The organism is Coprococcus sp. RTP21281st1_F1_RTP21281_210402, from assembly GCF_040915325.1.
Classification (GTDB): domain Bacteria; phylum Bacillota; class Clostridia; order Lachnospirales; family Lachnospiraceae; genus Coprococcus; species Coprococcus aceti.
Window position 1 is genome coordinate 149,775 of sequence record NZ_JBCPDQ010000003.1, and the last position, 20,514, is coordinate 170,288.

The window sequence follows — 20,514 nt, forward strand, 5'->3', positions numbered from 1 at the left end:
GCTCGCGGAGCTCCGTCCCTTTTTATGATCATTTATATATCTGACCTTATGAATTCAGTTATTAAACTGGATAAGCTGTGCTGTCCTTGTCAGCAAGTGTGACATCGACCTTCTTATCCTGAGCCTCTCTGTACTTGAAGAAGTCAGTTGCAACCTGTGGGAACAGTGCATATGTGAGTACATCCTCATCCTGCTTCTTGTACTGGATCATCTCCTTCTCAATCTTGTCGAGCTCGTTCTCAAGAAGATCTGCTGGACGGCATGTGATCTGCTTCTCATCGCCGATAACCTTCTTCTTAACCTCTGGATCAACAGGCTTTACTGACTGACCATACTCGCCACGTACAAGTGCCTTTGACTCCTTTGTACACATCTTGTATCTCTCGCCTGTTACGACGTTGAGAACTGCCTGCGTGCCAACGATCTGGCTTGAAGGAGTAACAAGTGGTGGCTCACCATAGTCCTTACGAACTCTTGGAACCTCCTCAAGAACTGCCTCGAACTTATCCTCAGCACCCATCTCCTTGAGCTGTGATACGAGGTTTGAAAGCATTCCACCAGGTACCTGGTAGAGAAGTGTCTTAACGTTAACGCCAAGAACCTTTGGATTTAAGAGACCACTTGCGATCCACTCTTCTCTGAGTGGTCTGAAGTAGTCTGCTATCTCAGCCAGAAGCTTCTGATCCAGACCTGGATCAAACTCTGTTCCCTCAAATGTCTTGGCCATAACCTCTGTTGCAGGCTGTGATGTACCAAGCGCAAGAGGTGAGATTGCTGTATCGATGACATCACATCCAGCCTCTACAGCCTTGAGATATGTCATTGAAGCTACACCTGATGTGTAATGTGTATGAAGCTGAATTGGAAGGCTTGAACCATCCTTGAGTGCCTGTACAAGCTCTGTAGCCTTATTTGGAACAAGAAGTCCAGCCATATCCTTGATACAGATTGAATCTGCTCCCATATCCTCGATTCTCTTTGCCATATCCTTCCAGTAATCCAGAGTATATGCATCACCGAGTGTATATGAAAGAGCTACCTGGGCATGTCCACCCTCTTTGTTACAAGCCTTAACTGATGTCTGAAGGTTTCTAAGATCGTTCAGACAGTCAAATATTCTGATGATATCAATACCATTTGCGATTGACTTCTGTACGAAATACTCTACAACATCATCTGCATAATGACGGTATCCGAGGATATTCTGTCCTCTGAAGAGCATCTGCAGCTTTGTATTCTTGAATCCATCTCTGAGCTTTCTGAGTCTCTCCCATGGATCCTCCTTAAGGAATCTGAGTGATGCATCAAATGTTGCACCGCCCCAGCACTCTACTGAATGATAACCAACCTTATCCATCTTGTCGATGATAGGAAGCATCTGCTCGGTTGTCATACGAGTAGCTATAAGTGACTGATGCGCATCACGCAGTACAGTTTCCGTAATCTTTATCGGTTTCTTATCTGCCATTTTATCGTCCTCCTATAATTATATAAATTCTGATTAAATTCCAAATATTGCAAGGAATGTACCTGCAGCTACGGCTGTACCGATAACACCTGCAACGTTTGGTCCCATAGCGTTCATCAGAAGGAAGTTTGTAGGATCATACTGTGATCCAACCTTCTGTGAAACTCTGGCTGCCATTGGAACGGCTGATACACCAGCTGAACCGATAAGCGGATTAACCTTACCCTTTGTCGCCCAACACATGAGCTTACCGAAGAGAACTCCGGCTGCTGTACCAAATGCGAATGCGACAAGACCAAGGAATACTATCTTAAGTGTACTCATCTTAAGGAATGCCTCTGCACTTGTAGATGCACCTACTGAAGTACCAAGTAAGATAACAACGATATACATAAGAGCGTTTGAAGCTGTCTCTGTGAGCTGCTTTACAACGCCGCACTCCCTGAAGAGGTTACCAAGCATCAGCATACCTACAAGTGGAGCTGTTGTTGGAAGTATAAGAACTACCACAAGTGTAACAATGATAGGGAAGAGAATCTTCTCGATCTTGGTTACAGGTCTGAGCTGTGGCATTCTAACAAGTCTCTCCTTCTTTGTTGTGAGAGCCTTCATGATAGGTGGCTGGATAACTGGAACCAGTGACATATATGAATATGCCGCAACTGCTATAGGTCCGAGAAGTGTTCCACCCATACCGAGCTTACCGGCAAGGTAGATAGATGTAGGACCATCAGCACCACCGATGATTGATATAGCTGCAGCCTCTTTACCATTGAATCCCATAAGGAATGCAAGGAAGTAAGCTGCATAAATACCGAACTGAGCTGCAGCGCCAAGCAGGAAGCTCTTTGGATTTGCAATAAGCGGACCAAAGTCTGTCATGGCACCTACACCCATGAATATAAGCGAAGGTAAGATACTCCACTCATCAAGCAGGTAAAAATAATGTAACAAGCCGCCCTCTGCCATAATATCTGGGAACATGTTTACAAGAAACATACCAAATGAGATAGGGACAAGAAGAAGTGGCTCAAAGCCCTTTCCGATTGCAAGGTACATGAATACAAACGCTATAAGGATCATAACGTAGTTCTTCCAGTCAAGACTTGCAAAACCGGTCTGATTAGCTAAATTTGTCAAAACGTCAACTATTGTGCTGCCCATTTAGTTGTTTCCTCCTATAAGATTTATTCTAATTCAAGCAATTAGTTGAGTGTTGCAAGTGTATCGCCTGACTCAACACTAGCGCCTACTGTAACGTCTATGCTTGCGATTGTACCATCTTCTGGAGCAACAACTTCGTTTTCCATCTTCATAGCCTCAAGGATAAGGATTACCTGACCCTTCTTTACTGAATCGCCAACATTAGCCTTTACTGCAAGGATCTTACCAGGCATAGGTGATGAAACCTTAACGCTTCCTGCGCCGCCTGCTGCTGGTGCTGGAGCTGCAGGAGCTGCTGCTGGTGCAGGTGCTGCCACTGGAGCTGCTGCTACAGGTGCTGCTACTGGAGCTGCGCCACCTGATAATTCTTCAACTGATACATCGTATGATGTGCCATTAACTGTGATTCTATAATTCTTCATAACAATTATCCTCCTATAATTATCTCTTATTCTTTTTTCTTGGTCTTACAACCAACTTATCGTTACTTGGATAGTTTACACGAACTCTTGTCTTTCCGCCCTGTGCCGCCATAACCGCTGCTGATATAACCGCAACAAGCTCTGAGTCGTTCATAACGCTCTCACCGGTCGCTGTGTTGACAATGTCTACTATTCCAGCCGGAGCAGGTGCGTTTCCTGCAGGAGTCTCATCCTCCTTGTCAACATTTAATGTTGCAACGCTTCCAAGAGCCTTCTTTGCCTTCTCAGCCTTTCTCTTCTCTCTTGTCTCCTTGTCCAAAAGAGCCGGAACATACTTGAGAAGTGAAATTATGAATGATATGAAGATAAGTGCTATAAACACGATACCCATACCTATGAGGGTATTTGCTCCCGCATCCTTCATCTTGTCCTTAAGTGTCTGATTAGCAGCAACTTCAAATTCGGAAATCTTGTATGGATAAACACCATTTGATGCAAGCATCTGATCAGCCTCTTCTTCTGAATACTGATTCTGAGCCATCACTGAATACTTCTGGAAATTGTAAGTTACCGAATTGTCTACAAATGTTGCCTTTACTATAGCTTCTTTTTCTGCACATTCTGCATATAATGTAACAACAACCTTGTCATCAACTTCTTGTATTGTTTTATCATCTTCATCTTCGAGATTGACCGGCTTAAACTGCTGGAATTTACCATAGTCAGACTCAATCGTTGAAAAAACCTTTAATGCATCAGCAGTCGTTTCATCTACCTGACCGCCATTTGCCTCTTCATCCACATAGAAATTATATACATCTTCAACCTGCGCAACCTGCATGTAATTCGTAGCCTGTGTTTCTGCTATCTGAACCAATGTGTTTCCGTCATAGTCAAATTCTACTTTCTTGTCTGAAGACGAACATCCGGCAAGTGCAAATGTAACAGCTAACATAGAAACTATCAATAATAACTTTTTCTTTATTATCTTTTCCATTAAGTTGTCACTCCTTTATATTGTTCCATGCTTCTTGAATGGTCTGTCCTCACTCTTAGAAAAAAGCATATCGAGTGCTGCTATAACTCTCTTTCTTGTTGCATCAGGCTCGATGATATCATCCACGTAGCCTCTTCTCGCTGCAGATACGGCACCTGAAAGAGCATCTGTGTACTCAGCCTTCTTCTCCTTGATATAAGCAAGCTTGTCACCGGCTGCTGCGATCTCATCTTCATACATGATCTTTACAGCCATCTCTGGATCCATTGTTCCGATAACTGACTTAGGCCAAGCAAATACAACATCAGCTCCGATAGCCTTTGAACACATAACTGTGTAGGCTGTACCATATGCCTTGTCAAGCATAACAGTTACCTTTGGCACTGTTGCGTTGGCATAAGCGTAAGTAAGCTTTGCAACAGCCTTTGAGATAGTCTTCTCTTCCTTTACAGTTGCTGCAAATCCCTTGATGTTTACAAGTGTGACAACTGGGATATTGAATGAATCACAAAGCTTTACGAAATCCTCTGCCTTATATGCACCGGCTGTTGTCATGACATCCTTCTGGTTTCCGACAACACCGACTGTCTCACCGTTAAGTCTGATAAATGCAGTAACAACGTCATCTGCAAAATCCTTCTTGAGCTCGAATACAAACTCATCATCAGTGATATCTGCTATAACAGCCTTCACATCCCCTGCCTTTGTAGCAAGATCTGGAATGATTCTGTTCACATCATCCTCACATACTGCGCAGTCGCCATCATCCTCATTGTTTGATGGAAGAAGACCTACCATAGTTCTCACTGCACCGAGAAGCTCTGCCTCTGTGTCGTATACTGCGTCAACATTTGCTGTGTTCTCTGCAACATAATCTGCTGCTGCAGTGTCAAGCTTCTCTGCACGGTTCTCATCCAGAGCATTTGGACTGTTAACAAAGAGCTTAGCTCCTTCCTTAGTCATGAATGTTACGTCTGTGAGATTAGGTATAAGTGCTGCACCACCACCGCATGTACCAAATATAGCTGTGATCTGTGGTATTACACCTGATGCAAGAGTCTGCTTCATGAATACCTCTCCAAATGCATTAAGAGCATCTGTAGCCTCCTGAAGTCTGAGTCCGGCACAATCGATCAGCCCGATAACAGGTGCACCCATCTTCATTGCCATGTCGTAAAGGTTTGCGATCTTCTTGGCATGCATCTCGCCTATAGAACCGCCGAGCACCTTTGCATCCTGGCTGTAAACATAAACTAAATTGCCATCGATCACTCCATAACCGGTTATTACGCCGTCTTTTGGAGTATCCTTGTCCTGAATGTTGAAATCTGTATTTCTAGCAGTTACATATGCGCCGATTTCAACAAAACTTGAGTCATCAAGTAACATTGAAATTCTGTCACTTGCTGACAAGCTTGGTGTGTTGCTCATTTTTAGCCCTCCGTTTAATTTATTTTAGGACTATATATAGTCCAATTTTCGCCGAGTATAATTGTAAAGCCTTTGTCGTCATATTTCAAGTAAAATCGAAAAAACCACCAAAGGTTTATCGGCGTTGTAAGCGATTTTTTTTCAAAATAAAACAGGGAATCTGTGTAAAATATACCCTCAAACAAAAGTATACCCCAAATTCCCCGTTGAATTATAAAATCTGTTTTATTTTTTACTGTTTTAGTCCTTGAGAACTTCTCTGTTGTGATACAGATAATCTCCAAGAGATATAAGTGTCAGTGCAAGTGCAAGGTAGATGAGCACCTGATCAAAGATGTAGAACACCTTGAGATCAGCTATCAGAAATCCTACCATGATCATCTGAACCGTTGTCTTGATCTTTCCCCACCATCCGGCAGCAATAACAATTCCCTTTTCTGCCGCAATAAGTCTGAATCCGCTTATTATGAAATCACGCGCTATGATCACTATAACGATCCATGCTGGGATCCTGTTCAGATCCGACAGTGCTATGAGTGCCGAACATACCAGCAGCTTATCTGCCAGAGGATCCATGAATTTTCCAAAATTGGTGACCAGATTGTATTTTCTTGCAATCTTTCCGTCAATCATATCTGTAAGTGATGCGGCTATGAATATTCCAAGTGCCACCCACTTCGACCATCCCGGTGACATATATAAAAACACGAGAAAGAATGGAATCATTATAGCTCTTAGTATTGTCAATTTGTTTGGTAAATTCATTCTACTATCACTCCTGTCAAGTCATATTCATTTGCCTCGGTTATCTTCACATCCACAAATGAACCGGATATCAATTCATATGGTGCGCTGACGAACACTATTCCGTCAACCCCCGGAGCATCTCTGTAGGTTCTTCCCACATATACATCATCGTCGACCAGATATCCCTCAATGAGAACCTTCTGGGTGCTTCCGATCATCTGCTGGTTCTTCTCATAGGAAATCTCCTGCTGAAGCTCCATAATCTCATCGCGCCACTTTACAGCCAGCTCTCCATCCACCTGATCCTCGTACTCCGCAGCCGGAGTGCCCTCCTCAGGCGAATAAGTGAATACTCCAAGCCTGTCAAACTCGCACTCGTCAACAAAGTCGACCAGACCATCGTGCAGTTCCTGTGTCTCACCTGGGAAACCAGATATGAGCGTGGTTCTGATGGCTATATCCGGCATGGCTGTCCTCAGTCTGCCGACAAGCTCCACAATGTCCTCTCTGCTGGTCCGTCTGCCCATTCTCTTAAGTATCGCATTCTCAGAATGCTGGATAGGTATATCGACATAATGGCAGATCTTCGGATTCGTGGCCATAACCTCTATTAGTTCATCTGTTATCTCCTCCGGATAACAGTACAGAAGTCTTATCCACTCTATGCCTTCTATCTCACTGAGTTTTGTGAGAAGCTCTGGAAGCTTCTTCTCACCATACAGATCAACTCCGTACAGCGTAGTCTCCTGTGCCACAAGGACAAGCTCCTTTATACCATCAGACGCAAGCTTTTCAGCGGATGCGATCAGGCTGTCCATCGGCATGCTTCTGTATCTGCCTCGTATGTGAGGTATTATACAATAAGTGCACAGTTTATTACAACCTTCTGCGATCTTAAAATACGCCATCGACGCATTTGTCGTTACTATTCTCTCGGCAATCGGCCTTGGAGTATAATTTATATCATCTACGATCGACTCCTCGTCGGTTCCTATTGCCTCAACTATCTTATCGTAATTGGTCGCACCAATAATGACATCGATCTCCGGAAGTTCCTTCATTATCTCGTCCTTGTATCTCTGGGACAGACATCCCGCAACGATAAGCTTTTTTAGTTTTCCGGTTTTCTTCAGTTCTCCCATCTCGATGATGGTGTTGATGCTTTCCTCTTTCGCATCGCTGATGAACGCACAGGTATTTACAACTACTACATCTGCCTCTGTCTCATCATTTGTAAGCTGGTGGCCGGCTTTGTTCAGCAAACCGAGCATGACCTCGCTGTCCACCAGATTTTTATCACAGCCTAGTGATATGAGTAATACTTTCATCTGTTCTCCAATAATTTTGCACTTGTTCTTAGTTTATATTTATTGATTCTACACAGTTTGACATGAGCATGGCTATGGTCATAGGGCCGACTCCGCCAGGTACAGGAGTTATCGCTCCGGCAACCTCCTTGGCTGATTCAAAATCCACATCACCGCAGAGCTTATTATTCTCATCCCTGTGGATTCCCACATCTATAACTGTTGCGCCTTCCTTGATGTAAGATGCATCGATCATTTCTGGCTTTCCTATTGCCACCACGAGTATATCAGCACGTCTGCACACTTCCTTGAGATTCTTTGTTCTGGAATGGCACACGGTTACGGTTCCGTTCTCACGGAGCAGCAGCATGCTCATAGGCTTGCCTACTATATTGCTTCTGCCGAGTACCACGCACTCCTTACCCTCTATCTCTATTCCTGATCTCTTGATGAGCTGGATAACTCCGGCTGGTGTACACGACACAAAGCCCGGCTGTCCTATGCTGAGTGCACCAACACTCATCGGATGGAAGCCGTCCACATCCTTCTTTGGAGATATGGTCTTTATGACCTTATCCTCATCTATATGCTTTGGAAGCGGGAGCTGTACAAGTATTCCGTTCACCTTGTCGTCAGAGTTGAGCTTCTCTATAAGTGCAAGAAGCTCCTCCTCAGTTGTCTCCTCTGGGAGCTCATATGACAGTGAACCTATTCCTATATACTCACATGCCTTCTTCTTATTTCCAACATATACTGACGATGCAGGATCATTTCCGACCTGAATGACAGCAAGGCATATCTCTACGCCCTCTGCCTTGAGTCCCGCAACCTTCTCCTTGAGCTCATCCTTTATCTGTTTTGATATAACCTTACCATCTATAAGCTTATACATTTATTTGTCCTCCTAGAATAATCCGACGATCTTGCCGTCATCATCAACATAAATCCTTTCTGCCGCAGGGGATTTTGGAAGTCCAGGCATGGTCATGATAGTTCCGGTAATCGCTACCACAAATCCTGCTCCTGCACTGACATAAACCTCACGGATATTTATATCGAATCCTGTAGGTCTTCCAAGCTTCTTTGGATCATCTGACAGAGAATACTGGTTCTTTGCCATACATACAGGGAAGTTACCAAATCCCATCTCCTCGATCTTGGCGATGGCCTTGCTGGCCTCTGCGCTGTATGTAACACCATCCGCGCCATATATCTCTGTAACGATACAATTTATCTTATCCTTTATTGACAGGCTGTCATCGTAGAGCACCTTGAAGTTGCTCTTCTTGTTCTCCAGCGTGTTGAGCACTGCATTTGCAAGGTCTATACCACCCTTGCCTCCCTGCTCCCATACATTTGCAAGAGCAAAATCGCAATCTCTGTCCTCGCAGAACTTCTTGACAAAGTCAAGCTCTGCCTGACTGTCTGTGACAAATCTATTCAGAGTTACAACAACAGGAACACCATACTTCTGAAGATTCTCAATATGCTTCTCAAGGTTTACTATACCAGCCTTAAGCGCGTCAAGATTCTCCTCTCCGAGATCTGCCTTTGCAACTCCGCCATTGTACTTGAGGGCTCTTACTGTAGCAACCAGAACCACCGCATCCGGCTTAAGGTTGTTCATACGGCACTTGATATCGAAGAACTTCTCAGCTCCGAGATCTGCGCCAAATCCTGCCTCTGTTATTACATAATCTGCAAGCTTTAATGCTGTCTTTGTAGCCATTACACTGTTACATCCATGTGCTATATTTGCAAATGGTCCGCCGTGTACGATTGCCGGTGTATGCTCAAGTGTCTGGATAAGGTTTGGCTTGATGGCATCCTTTAAGAGCGCTGCCATAGCTCCTACAGCCTTGAGATCAGCCGCTGTCACAGGCTCATTGTCCATGTTGTATGCAACGATTATTCTGCCAAGTCTCTCCTGAAGATCCTTCATGTCACTTGCAAGACAGAGAATAGCCATGATCTCCGATGCAACTGTGATGACAAATCCGTCCTCTCTAGGCACTCCGTCGACACGCTTTCCAAGTCCGACAACTGTGTGTCTGAGAACTCTGTCGTTCATATCCATACATCTCTTGAACACTATTCTGTTCACATCTATTCTCAGTGCATTTCCCTGATGGATATGGTTATCCATCATGGCTGCAAGGAGATTGTTTGCAGATGTTATAGCATGAAAATCTCCTGTAAAGTGGAGGTTGAGATCCTCCATAGGTACTACCTGTGCATATCCGCCGCCGGCTGCACCACCCTTGATTCCAAAACATGGTCCAAGTGATGGCTCACGAAGTGCGATAACCGCCTTCTTTCCAAGCTGTCCCATAGCCTCACCAAGTCCTACAGTGATTGTCGTCTTTCCCTCTCCTGCAGGTGTTGGATTGATGGCTGTAACGAGGATAAGCTTTCCGTTCTCGTTGCCCTCAACCTTCTTTATAAGCTCATCTGAGAGCTTTGCCTTATACTTTCCATAGAGATCGAGGTCATCCTCTGATATTCCGAGCTTTGCAGCAACCTCCCTTATGTGCTTCATCTCAGCCTTCTGTGCAATTTCAATGTCTGTCATCATAGCTCTTATCCTCCGCTTTTTATAAATTAGTGTCTATATATTCATCAAACTGTTCCTGAGTCATCAGGATCTTTCTGGCCTTTGTGCCCTCCTCCGGGCCAACTACTCCCGCGGCCATCAACTGATCCATGATCCTTGCGGCTCTGTTAAAGCCTATCTTGAACGTTCTCTGAAGCATACCTATAGAAGCTTTTTCTTTCTCTATAATGAATCTTCCCGCTTCCACGAAATATTCATCCTTATCACTGGCTGAAGCCCCACCTATCGCTGTGGCGCCTGATCCACCATTTCCGGATATTGATTTGGATATCTCCTCATCATATGTTCCCACGCCATTGTTCTTCTTGAGGAAATCAACAACCGCTGTAACCTCATCATCCGACACAAATGCGCCCTGTACTCTGACCGGCTTAGGATAGCCTGTCGGATAGAACAGCATATCTCCCTTTCCAAGAAGTTTCTCTGCTCCTACCATATCAAGTATGGTTCTGGAATCAACTCCCGACGAAACTGCAAATGCTATTCTCGATGGAACATTTGCCTTTATGAGACCTGTTATGACATCAACCGACGGTCTCTGTGTTGCTATGACAAGATGTATACCCGCTGCTCTGGCAAGCTGTGAAAGTCTCACTATAGCATCCTCGACTTCGCCGTGTGCAACCATCATAAGATCTGCAAGCTCATCCACTATGACCACTATCTGTGGCATCTTGGTCAGCTTTTCTCCATCAGCTCCCGCTATAACGGCATTTTCAACCTTGTCATTATATCCCTGTATATTACGTACACTGTGCTCAGCAAAAAGCTGGTATCTTCTTGTCATCTCCATGACAGCCCAGTTGAGTGCCCCTGCCGCCTTCTTTGGATCTGTTACGACCGGTATCAGAAGGTGTGGTATGCCATTGTAGCATGCAAGCTCAACCATCTTAGGATCTATCATTATGAGCTTTACCTCCTCCGGTGTGGCTTTGTACAGTATACTCATTATAAGTGTATTGATACACACTGATTTACCCGAACCTGTGGCTCCGGCGATCAGAAGATGCGGCATCTTGGCAATATCCGTTGCGATGACCTGTCCACTTATATCCTTACCAACCGCAAATGCCACTTTGGACTTGAGGTTCTTGAAATTATCTGATTCTATAAGCTCCCGGAACGCCACAATTGAGTTCTCCTTGTTAGGGACCTCTATTCCTATGGCTGCCTTGCCAGGTATCGGTGCCTCTATACGTATATCCGCAGCCGCAAGGTTGAGCTTTATGTCGTCCGCAAGGTTCAGTATCTTGCTGACCTTGACACCCTGCTCCGGCTGCATCTCAAATCTCGTTACAGCAGGACCGCAGCTATAGTTTGTTATGGTTACATTGACGCCAAATGTCTCGAGGGTATTCTTAAGCTTGATGGCTGTCTCCCTGACATGGGCATCCCTGTTGGAATTGTTCGTCTTTTTAGGCTGGGACAGCAGATCTGCCGTTGGGAATTTATATTTTCTTCCCTCCTGATACTGCTTTGAGCTCTCAGTCTGTACCGCCGGCTTCTTTTTGCTTTGAGCCGCGGTATCCGTCTTCTCCTCCTCCGCAAATGCAGAGTCGTAGAGCGGATTGTAATCTGACACACTCTCTGGATGCATATTGCCATTTACCGCTCCCGCAAGGACATCCTCCGCATCATCAGTAAATGAAAGTATCTCTGCATCCTCCATATCAGTGTCCACAGCAGCCAGCTTTGGTTCTTCAGGAGTTACGACCACTGGCTTTCTTCTCTTCACAGGTGCAGGCTTCCGCACCGGTTTATGCACAGGATCCTCTCTGTCTATCTGAACTGGATTGACGATCTCCTCTCTGTCGGTCATGACGATCTTCTCTATGTCATTGTTAAATTCATCATAGGACATATCCACAGCGCCATCTCCAGGAGTGAGCTCGTGGACATCCTCCATGGCAAAGAAATCCCTGGCAGGCTCCCTCTCTACATCCTTCTGTATCTTAGTCTTCCTTGGCTTGACCTGCGTTGCAGCAGTCCTGTCGGAAGCTCTGTCATCCTTGGACTTATCGCTGCTGTACACATTGAGATTTGCCATCGATGGTCTCACTCTGCGAACCGGAGTATCATTTACATCATGTGAGTAATAACCATCGTCATATCTGTCACTTTGATACTCCTCATCTTCATACTGTTCGTCATCATCACTTTCTCTGCGCTCACGGATAGATGCTATGAAAAGTTTGATCTCGTCTATAACTGATATCTCCGTTATGAGAATGAACATGATAACCGCAGCTATAAATATTACTATGCACGCACCCGGAACTCCAAGCAGTGTCCTTATCGCAAAGAATATTCCTCCGCATATAACTCCTCCGCCCGATCTGTCCTTATACCCATCCATGTACAGAACCTTGACCGACTCAAAGGTCGATGAATATATAGCCTGAAATACCATGGACAACAGGATGAGCACAACGCCAAAATATACAACCTTTTTGACGATCTTCCCCCTGAAATCATTTGATATAAGATAGGCAGCCGACACAAACAGATATACCGGGAATATGTACTCGCTGAAACCGATTATTCCAAAGAAAAATCCCGATACTGTATCTCCCACTATTCCGCAGATCCTGAAGTTTGCAAGTAGCAGAAATACCGAAAATGCAAAGAGAACTATGAGTATGATCTCACTTCTCATCTGCTTCTGCCTTGCCAGTTCCTCTTCCCGGGCTTTGCGTTCTATGGCAGCCTTTGATCTGGCAGATGTTTTTTTCGATGCAGTATTCTTCTTCGCAGATGTCCTGTTATTTGATCCACCTTTTGAAGAGTTCTTTGCCACAGTCTTTTTAGACGCAGCGTTTTTGGACGTGCCATTCTTTGATGTATTGTTCTTGTATGACTTTTTATTACCAGCAGCCATTTTCTACCTCTATTCTAAATCTTAAGCAACAAAATACCATATTACAGACACGATTCCCGCGATCATACAATATATGGAAAAGCCCTTAAAATTCTTTTTCTTGACCGTATAAAGCATAAATTTTATACATAAATATCCAACAACACCTGCAACTACCATTCCAACTATGTAATTTACAACATCAGTTCCTGAAATAGATGACTTAAACAGATCAGGTATCTCCAGTATGACTGCTCCCAGAACAGCCGGTATCGACATTATAAATGAATACTTTACCGTGAATTTTCTTGTGTAGCCGCATGCCAGACCTGCAGTTATCGTACTTCCGGATCTTGATATTCCCGGAAGCGTAGCAACAGCCTGTGCCAGACCTACAAATATGGCGTTTCTGTATGTAGCCTTTGCCACACTCTTCTTACCAGCCGGCAGTCTGTCCGCAAAATACAGGATAACAGATGTTATACACAGACAGATACCCGGTATCAAAAGTGTATCTCCCGCATGTCCTATAGCTTTGTCAAATGGGACTGCGATCACCGTCGTCGTAAGAGTTGACACGAGTATGAGCATAACAAACTTTCTGTATGCCGTACACACAATCTTCCTATACGGATATATCTGTTCCTCCTTCGAGGTCTTGTTCTTTATGAAATTTACCAGATTGACACAGCAATCTCCAACTATCTTGAGTCCCTCTATAACAAGCTTCTTTATATCTGCCCAGTAGACTATAAATATGGCAACCAGCGTGCCAAAATGGAGCAGTATGTCAAATAATATACCCGTATCGGTCTCCACTCCAAAAATATTCTTGAAAATAGCCAGATGTCCCGAACTGCTGACTGGAAGAAATTCTGTAGCTCCCTGTATTATTCCCATCAAAATTGCCTGTAATAAGCTCATGACCAACCTCCCTTGATCGATGTTTATACAATATCCTATGGAATTTTACTATCATTTTCTTAATTAATCAAGTCATACAGCGTTTTTAAAGCCGCCGACATACCACCGATCCTGTCTATAACCCTTTTTTCGACAGCCTGTTTTCCTATCAGAACCGAGCCCACATCCTTGGTCAGCTCTGTCGTGTTAAACATAAGTTTCTCCAGTTCTTTCCTGTCTATAGATGAGTGATCCACTGTGAACTGTATGATCCTCTCCTGCATCTTCTCTATATATTCAAAGTTCTGCTTAACTCCAAGCACCGCCGTATTTGTCCTTATTGGATGAACTATCATCGTTGCGGTCGGCACTATAAAAGACACATTTCCCGACACCGCCAGAGGAACTCCTATGGAATGTCCGCCGCCAAGCACGATATTGACGACCGGCTTTGACAGGCTGGACAACATCTCAGATATGGCAAGTCCGGACTCAACATCGCCTCCGACCGTATTTATCAGAGTCAAGACTCCCTTTACATCTCCGCAGTTTTCTGCCTGGGCTATCACCGGAAGCAGCTTCTCGTAGCTTGTACTCTTCATACCGGCAGGAAGCTTGTCATGCCCCTCAATCTCTCCATATATTCCACATAACAGGATATAACCTCCACCTGGAACATCCATAACATGTATGTTGTCAGTGAGTTTTAACCTCTCAGCGATCGATACCGATTCCACTTCGCCTGCACCACCTTCCAACCCCAATCCACTCATTCCGCATCAGGGCAAAAATTAAGAAGGGCTGAGCCCTTCTTAACTTAATATGGTATAAATAATGTATTTATATTCATTACATTACAAGCACGATATCGTTTGTATCAGCAAGCTTGTCAGCAGGGATATAATTGGCCTCAAGTTTCTCACCATTTAATGTGAGGCTCTGGAAACCGCTCTCATGTCCATCAGGATTCTGAACCTTGATTGAGAGCTTCTTACCCCTGAACATCTTCTCGATCTCAAACTCCTTCCAGTCTGATGGGACTGAAGGCGCGATCTTGATTCCGCCAAAGTCTGGTCTCATACCCATGATACCCTCAACGCAGCCAACCATACATGTGGATGCTGTACCTGTAAGCCAGTGTACATGAGCGCGACCCTCAAATGGACTTCCAACAGACTCTGTGAACTGTCCATGGCAGTATGGCTCAAGCTTTCTGATCTCTGCCTTATCATTCATGGATGCAGGAGAGCTCTCGTTGAAATACTCAAACGCTCTGTTTCCATGTCCCATGAGCGCCTCGGCAAGTATTATCCAGCCCTGTGGCTGTGAGAATATACCCGCATTCTCCTTTGTTCCTGCATTGAACAGAAGCATGAGTGCTCCGTCAAATGCATGCTCTCTGTATGGTGGGAACATAAGTCTCACACCGTACTCTGTGTTAAGCTCCCTGTGAACAGACTCAAGGGCGATCTCAGACTGCTTTCTTGTGGCAAGTCCGCTTATAACTGCCCATGACTGAGGATTCAGCCACATGCTTGCCTCAGGATCATTCTTTGAACCGATGACCTGTCCGCCTTCCTTGTATCCACGGATGAATCTGTCATCCTCCCAGCACTTCTCCTGAATGGTCTCACCCATCTTGTACTGAATGCTGTTGATGTAATCTATGTACTCTGCATCATCCTTCATCTCAGCAAAATACTTGATAACTGTCATCGCATAGTAGAGCTGCATTGCAACAAATGTTGACTCGCCTCTCTTTCCAAGTCTCAGACAGTCATTCCAGTCTGCCCAGAGTCCTGCCGGCATACCATTATCTCCAAGTCTGTTCATGGAGAAATCTATCGCTCTCTTAAGATGCTCATAAACTGTACCCTCATCCTTGTTGGCAAATGGAATAACCTCGTCTATGAAGTCAAGGTTGCCTGACTCAGCAATGTACTTATATACAGTTGGGAACAGCCAAAGTGCGTCGTCTGCACGGTATGCAGGATGTCCTGTCTCCTGTACATATGATGGATCATCCGGTGTATCCTCATGACCTGCGTTATGTGTGAACTTTACAAGTGGAAGTCCACCGCCGTTGTCAACCTGTGCTGACAGCATGAATCTGATCTTCTCAAGAGCCATCTCAGGTGCAAGGTGGATAACGCCCTGGATATCCTGAACTGTATCTCTGTATCCATATCCGTTTCTCAGACCACAGTATGAGAACGATGCAGCTCTTGACCATATGAATGTCATGAAACACTGGTATGCATTCCATGTATTTACCATGTTGTTGAATGAATCACTAGGTGTGTGCACCTGGAAGTTGTTGAGCTTTGAATGCCAATACTCGATCAGCTCGTCAAGCTCCTTCTGACATGCTGCGGCAGGATCTGCGTATCCGGCTATGACAGCATTTGCAGCGTCATTGTCCTTCATTCCGACTATGAATGCAAAATCCTTTGACTCGCCCGGAGCAAGTGTGAATTTTGTCTGGAGTCCACCGCAGGCATTGCTGTTGTAGTTGAGCTTGTTGCCAAGATCTCCATTTATAACTCCGATCGGATTGCCGTAGCCGTGATATCTTCCAAGGAACTCCTCCTTGTCACCACAGTATGATGCAACATCACTTCCGGCAAGTGCAAAGAATCTTTTGTTTGCCTTACTTCCATTGATCTCAGCCTTCTCAACATTCTCATTGATGACCTGAAGGATCTTGTTGTTGTCCATGAAATATGTTCTGGTTATGAACAGTGTATACTGGAGATTTACCTGATCCTGCTCATAATTGCAGTCATTTGTAAACTCACAGTATCCGATAGCTGAAAGGTTACGAGGCTTATCAGAGTTGTTGGTAACTCTCACCTTCCACACTTCATGTGTCTTGTTAAGTGGAACATAATACATCACCTCTGACTTGATATCAGAATACTCTGCATACATCTTTGTATATGCCGTTCCATGGTGACATTCACTCTTATACACATCAAGACTCTTGCCTACCGGCTGCCATGATGCTGACCAGTAATCCTTTGTGTCATCATCGCGAAGATATACATATCTTCCAGGCTGATCAAAGCTGTTAAATATGTATCTCAGTATTCTTCCGTTTGCTCCTGACTTCTCAAAGCTGTAGCCTCCTGCGTTGTTGGAGATTATAGCTCCGTATTCCGGTGAACCAAGGTAGTTTGCCCAAGGTGCCGGGGTGTCTGGTCTGTCAATTACATACTCTTTGTTCTGTTCGTCAAAATAACCGTATCTCATATGTTCCCCCTTAAATCTGAATTTATTTTTTAGTTTGTTTATGTATGCCTTTATTTACTACAATGCCCCGGAACCGGCCATATGACAGACCGGCTTCGAGACATCAAATTTACCCTTATAAAAAATATCCTTATTATAGTTTAGCTCAGAACTGTTATTTACTGTACATCCTTGAGACTCAGGCTTATTCTTCCTGCTCTCTCGTCGATCTTGATGACCTTAACGTCAACCTCATCACCTACATTTACAACATCCTCAACCTTTGCAACTCTCTTGTCTGAAAGCTTTGAGATGTGGATGAGTCCATCCTTGTTAGGTGCAAGCGATACGATAGCTCCACAGTCGATAACTTTTACAACCTTACCATGGTAGTTCTTGCCAACCTCAAGAGGCTCTACGATCATGTTGATCATCTCGATAGCCTTGTCCATACCTGCCTGCTCTACGCCACAGATAGAGATTCTTCCCTCATCATCGATATCGATCTTAACACCTGTCTCCTCGATGATAGTGTTGATAGTCTTACCTCTCTGTCCGATAACCTCACCGATCTTCTCTGGATCTATCTTGATCTGCTTGATCTTTGGCGCGAACTCATTGACCGTTGGTCTTGGAGCAGCGATGGCCGGCTTCATACATGTCTCCATGATGAAGAGTCTTGCCTCACGTGTTCTTGCGATAGCCTCCTCAACGATAGGTCTTGTAAGTCCGTGAATCTTGATATCCATCTGGATAGCTGTGATACCCTCTGTTGTACCTGTTACCTTGAAGTCCATATCTCCGAAGAAGTCCTCAAGTCCCTGGATATCTGTGAGTACGATGTAATCGTCGTCTGTATCACCTGTTACAAGTCCGCATGAGATTCCGGCAACCATAGCCTTGATAGGAACACCGGCAGCCATGAGTGACATACACGATGAACATGTTGATGCCATTGATGTTGAACCATTTGACTCAAATGTCTCTGATACGGTTCTGATCGCATATGGGAACTCTTCCTCACTTGGAAGTACAGGAAGAAGTGCTCTCTCAGCAAGTGCACCGTGTCCAATCTCTCTACGTCCAGGTCCTCTTGAAACCTTTGTCTCTCCTACTGAGTATGAAGGGAAGTTGTAGTGGTGCATATATCTCTTGGATGTAACGTTCTCGTCAAGTCCGTCAACTCTCTGGATCTCAGAAAGTGGAGCAAGTGTACATACGTTACAGATCTGTGTCTGTCCTCTTGTAAACATAGCTGAGCCGTGGACTCTAGGAATGATGTCAACCTCAGCAGCAAGTGGTCTGATCTGGTTGATAGCTCGTCCATCAGGTCTCTTGTGATCCTTGAGGATCATCTTTCTTACTGTCTTCTTCTGATACTGGTATATAGCGTCTGGAAGGACTGCAAGCCACTCTTCGTTGTCTGCAAATGCCTCCTCAAGCTTCTCTGTGATCTGTCTGATGTTCTCCTCACGAACCTGCTTCTCGTCTGAGAATACAGCCTCCTCCATAGCCTCTGGAGGAACGATCTCCTTAATCGCTGCAAAGAGCTCCTCTGGAACTGCACAGCTTACATATGAATGCTTTGGCTTTCCAACCTCAGCTACTATCTCATTGATAAATGCGATGATGTCCTGGTTGATATCATGAGCCATGTAGATAGCTTCGATCATCTTAGCCTCAGGTACAATATTTGCACCGGCCTCGATCATGATAACCTTCTGTGATGTAGATGCAACTGTGAGTTTCAGATCACCCTCATCCCACTGCTTCTGTGTTGGGTTGATGATGAACTCTCCGTCGATGAGACCTACCTGTGTCATGGCACATGGTCCGTCAAATGGAACGTCTGATATACATGTTGCGATAGATGATCCAAGCATTGCAACCAGCTCCGGTCTGCACTCTGGATCTACTGACATAACAAGGTTGTTGAGTGTTACATCATTTCTATAATCCTTAGGGAAAAGAGGTCTCATAGGTCTGTCGATTACTCGTGATGTGAGGACAGCGTTCTCTGATGCCTTACCCTCTCTCTTATTGAATCCTCCAGGTATCTTTCCTACTGAATATAACTTCTCCTCATACTCTACTGAAAGTGGGAAGAAATCGATTCCGTCTCTTGGCTTCTCTGAAGCTGTACATGTTGAAAGCACTGTTGTGTCTCCGTACTTGATAAATGCAGCACCATTTGCCTGTGCAGCTACTCTGTTGATATCAACAGTGAGCATTCTGCCAGCGATCTCTTTCTGGTATCTCTTGAATTCCTTACTCATCTCAAAATCTCCTTGATTTAATATTTATTTGTATTGTGGAAGACGTCGAAACAACTATAAAAAACACCATGTCTTATAACCTTTTTGCCATCTTTCAGCGATGATCCATGATATTCTTTATAGAAGTCTCGATATGTCATTCCACAATCTTTTAAATTTTATCATACGAATATAAAAAATACAATATCCAAACACCTCTGTTTACACTATTTGATACCATAAAAATGTGTCCGGGCAAATAAAAAGGAATCATGCGTGTACACATGATTCCCATAATTGTTATTGTATTAAGGCTCGAATAGAAATTACTTTCTAAGTCCAAGGCTCTCGATGAGCTTTCTGTATGCCTCGATATCCTTGCTCTTGAGGTATGCAAGAAGGTTTCTTCTCTGACCAACCATCTTAAGAAGACCACGGTTTGAGTGATGATCCTTTGGATTAGCCTTGAAATGTCCGTTGAGATCGTTGATTCTTGCTGTAAGAAGTGCGATCTGAACCTCTGTTGAACCTGTGTCGTTTGCATCCTTGCCGTACTTAGCTACGATTTCCTGCTTCTGCTCTTTTGTTATCATAATAACAATCCTCCTATAAAATAATATACATGACTGACACCGGGCAAAAGGCCTAGAGGTGTCCTCAAACTAAGTGTCAGTTGACCTTGTGTAGGATAACATATGTGTCTGGTTTTGTAAAGAGGAAATTAATCCGCAATTTCATACTGCAAAAATGCATAGTGCAGCCTTGTTCCTTCCGCTATACTTTCCGGAAGCAGCGCCCTTGCAACGAGCTTTGTCTCACCGCCAAGATCATTCTCATCAGCAAGATTTGCGTAATCTCCGTCTATCGATTTTACTATATAATATTTCTCCATTTTCTTGACCACCTTATGTCCGGCTGTGCTTTCAGCCGTGTTCTTTCATTCATTTCATAGATATTTTAATATATAACATATTTCATTACAACCCCGGCCGGTAATATTCCCGGTTTGACATTCGCCTTATACGCTTTCACACTTTACAGCATTCCAACTTATTTCTTGTTATCACAAACTTATCTATGCTATAATAGTTCGCGCGGACATTTGCGCGGCAGGTTTC

Annotated in this window: 16 protein-coding genes; all 16 read right to left on the reverse strand. The window is 44.3% G+C overall.

Annotation, left to right across the window (positions count from 1 at the left end):
• Positions 1-61: 61 nt before the first annotated feature.
• Positions 62-1,468 (reverse strand): oxaloacetate decarboxylase subunit alpha, encoded by a 1,407-nt coding sequence (locus AB5150_RS04990; protein WP_015534888.1) that lies wholly within the window; start codon positions 1,466-1,468, stop codon positions 62-64.
• 33 nt (positions 1,469-1,501) lie between these two features.
• Entirely contained in the window at positions 1,502-2,632 is a 1,131-nt protein-coding gene (locus AB5150_RS04995; RefSeq protein WP_022216519.1) for a sodium ion-translocating decarboxylase subunit beta, read from the reverse strand.
• A 41-nt stretch (positions 2,633-2,673) separates the two neighbouring features.
• Positions 2,674-3,054, reverse strand: a complete 381-nt coding sequence (locus tag AB5150_RS05000; RefSeq protein ID WP_015534886.1) for a biotin/lipoyl-containing protein — start codon at positions 3,052-3,054, stop codon at positions 2,674-2,676.
• Positions 3,055-3,073: 19 nt separating this feature from the next.
• The gene (locus AB5150_RS05005) at positions 3,074-4,051 is read right to left on the reverse strand and encodes an OadG family protein (protein WP_022216521.1); all 978 of its coding nucleotides are present in this window, start codon (positions 4,049-4,051) and stop codon (positions 3,074-3,076) included.
• A 15-nt stretch (positions 4,052-4,066) separates the two neighbouring features.
• Positions 4,067-5,482: an acyl-CoA carboxylase subunit beta gene (locus tag AB5150_RS05010; RefSeq protein WP_015534885.1), complete on the reverse strand. Its 1,416-nt coding sequence runs from the start codon at positions 5,480-5,482 to the stop codon at positions 4,067-4,069.
• 240 nt (positions 5,483-5,722) lie between these two features.
• The gene (gene pgsA, locus AB5150_RS05015; RefSeq protein ID WP_368291427.1) at positions 5,723-6,247 is read right to left on the reverse strand and encodes a CDP-diacylglycerol--glycerol-3-phosphate 3-phosphatidyltransferase; all 525 of its coding nucleotides are present in this window, start codon (positions 6,245-6,247) and stop codon (positions 5,723-5,725) included.
• Positions 6,244-7,557 (reverse strand): 30S ribosomal protein S12 methylthiotransferase RimO, encoded by a 1,314-nt coding sequence (rimO, locus tag AB5150_RS05020; RefSeq protein WP_022216522.1) that lies wholly within the window; start codon positions 7,555-7,557, stop codon positions 6,244-6,246. Before rimO ends, pgsA begins: the two co-directional genes overlap by 4 nt.
• 28 nt (positions 7,558-7,585) lie before the next feature.
• The gene (gene folD, locus AB5150_RS05025) at positions 7,586-8,428 is read right to left on the reverse strand and encodes a bifunctional methylenetetrahydrofolate dehydrogenase/methenyltetrahydrofolate cyclohydrolase FolD (RefSeq protein ID WP_015534883.1); all 843 of its coding nucleotides are present in this window, start codon (positions 8,426-8,428) and stop codon (positions 7,586-7,588) included.
• Positions 8,429-8,440: 12 nt separating this feature from the next.
• Entirely contained in the window at positions 8,441-10,111 is a 1,671-nt protein-coding gene (locus AB5150_RS05030) for a formate--tetrahydrofolate ligase (RefSeq protein WP_368291428.1), read from the reverse strand.
• 19 nt (positions 10,112-10,130) lie between these two features.
• On the reverse strand, positions 10,131-13,028 hold the full coding sequence (locus tag AB5150_RS05035) for a DNA translocase FtsK 4TM domain-containing protein (protein ID WP_368291429.1): 2,898 nt from the start codon (positions 13,026-13,028) through the stop codon (positions 10,131-10,133).
• 21 nt (positions 13,029-13,049) lie between these two features.
• Complete coding sequence (locus AB5150_RS05040; protein ID WP_055144539.1) at positions 13,050-13,931, reverse strand: undecaprenyl-diphosphate phosphatase; 882 nt, start codon at positions 13,929-13,931, stop codon at positions 13,050-13,052.
• A gap of 59 nt (positions 13,932-13,990) precedes the next feature.
• Positions 13,991-14,647: a ClpP family protease gene (locus AB5150_RS05045; protein ID WP_022216527.1), complete on the reverse strand. Its 657-nt coding sequence runs from the start codon at positions 14,645-14,647 to the stop codon at positions 13,991-13,993.
• Between the two features lie 112 nt (positions 14,648-14,759).
• Positions 14,760-17,162 (reverse strand): N,N'-diacetylchitobiose phosphorylase, encoded by a 2,403-nt coding sequence (locus tag AB5150_RS05050; RefSeq protein WP_055222577.1) that lies wholly within the window; start codon positions 17,160-17,162, stop codon positions 14,760-14,762.
• A 158-nt stretch (positions 17,163-17,320) separates the two neighbouring features.
• On the reverse strand, positions 17,321-19,417 hold the full coding sequence (locus AB5150_RS05055) for a polyribonucleotide nucleotidyltransferase (RefSeq protein WP_022216529.1): 2,097 nt from the start codon (positions 19,415-19,417) through the stop codon (positions 17,321-17,323).
• A gap of 305 nt (positions 19,418-19,722) precedes the next feature.
• Complete coding sequence (gene rpsO / locus AB5150_RS05060) at positions 19,723-19,989, reverse strand: 30S ribosomal protein S15 (RefSeq protein ID WP_004851136.1); 267 nt, start codon at positions 19,987-19,989, stop codon at positions 19,723-19,725.
• 128 nt (positions 19,990-20,117) lie between these two features.
• The gene (locus tag AB5150_RS05065; RefSeq protein ID WP_117549008.1) at positions 20,118-20,288 is read right to left on the reverse strand and encodes a chorismate--pyruvate lyase; all 171 of its coding nucleotides are present in this window, start codon (positions 20,286-20,288) and stop codon (positions 20,118-20,120) included.
• Between the last annotated feature and the right edge of the window lie 226 nt (positions 20,289-20,514).

What these genes read in the sequence shown, in the direction of transcription:
- AB5150_RS04990 (WP_015534888.1), bottom strand. Translation starts at nt 1,468, where the DNA reads ATGGCAGATAAGAAACCGATAAAGATTACGGAAACTGTACTGCGTGAT.
- AB5150_RS04995 (WP_022216519.1), bottom strand. Translation starts at nt 2,632, where the DNA reads ATGGGCAGCACAATAGTTGACGTTTTGACAAATTTAGCTAATCAGACC.
- AB5150_RS05000 (WP_015534886.1), bottom strand. Translation starts at nt 3,054, where the DNA reads ATGAAGAATTATAGAATCACAGTTAATGGCACATCATACGATGTATCA.
- AB5150_RS05005 (WP_022216521.1), bottom strand. Translation starts at nt 4,051, where the DNA reads ATGGAAAAGATAATAAAGAAAAAGTTATTATTGATAGTTTCTATGTTA.
- AB5150_RS05010 (WP_015534885.1), bottom strand. Translation starts at nt 5,482, where the DNA reads ATGAGCAACACACCAAGCTTGTCAGCAAGTGACAGAATTTCAATGTTA.
- pgsA (WP_368291427.1), bottom strand. Translation starts at nt 6,247, where the DNA reads ATGAATTTACCAAACAAATTGACAATACTAAGAGCTATAATGATTCCA.
- rimO (WP_022216522.1), bottom strand. Translation starts at nt 7,557, where the DNA reads ATGAAAGTATTACTCATATCACTAGGCTGTGATAAAAATCTGGTGGAC.
- folD (WP_015534883.1), bottom strand. Translation starts at nt 8,428, where the DNA reads ATGTATAAGCTTATAGATGGTAAGGTTATATCAAAACAGATAAAGGAT.
- AB5150_RS05030 (WP_368291428.1), bottom strand. Translation starts at nt 10,111, where the DNA reads ATGATGACAGACATTGAAATTGCACAGAAGGCTGAGATGAAGCACATA.
- AB5150_RS05035 (WP_368291429.1), bottom strand. Translation starts at nt 13,028, where the DNA reads ATGGCTGCTGGTAATAAAAAGTCATACAAGAACAATACATCAAAGAAT.
- AB5150_RS05040 (WP_055144539.1), bottom strand. Translation starts at nt 13,931, where the DNA reads ATGAGCTTATTACAGGCAATTTTGATGGGAATAATACAGGGAGCTACA.
- AB5150_RS05050 (WP_055222577.1), bottom strand. Translation starts at nt 17,162, where the DNA reads ATGAGATACGGTTATTTTGACGAACAGAACAAAGAGTATGTAATTGAC.
- AB5150_RS05055 (WP_022216529.1), bottom strand. Translation starts at nt 19,417, where the DNA reads ATGAGTAAGGAATTCAAGAGATACCAGAAAGAGATCGCTGGCAGAATG.
- rpsO (WP_004851136.1), bottom strand. Translation starts at nt 19,989, where the DNA reads ATGATAACAAAAGAGCAGAAGCAGGAAATCGTAGCTAAGTACGGCAAG.
- AB5150_RS05065 (WP_117549008.1), bottom strand. Translation starts at nt 20,288, where the DNA reads ATGGAGAAATATTATATAGTAAAATCGATAGACGGAGATTACGCAAAT.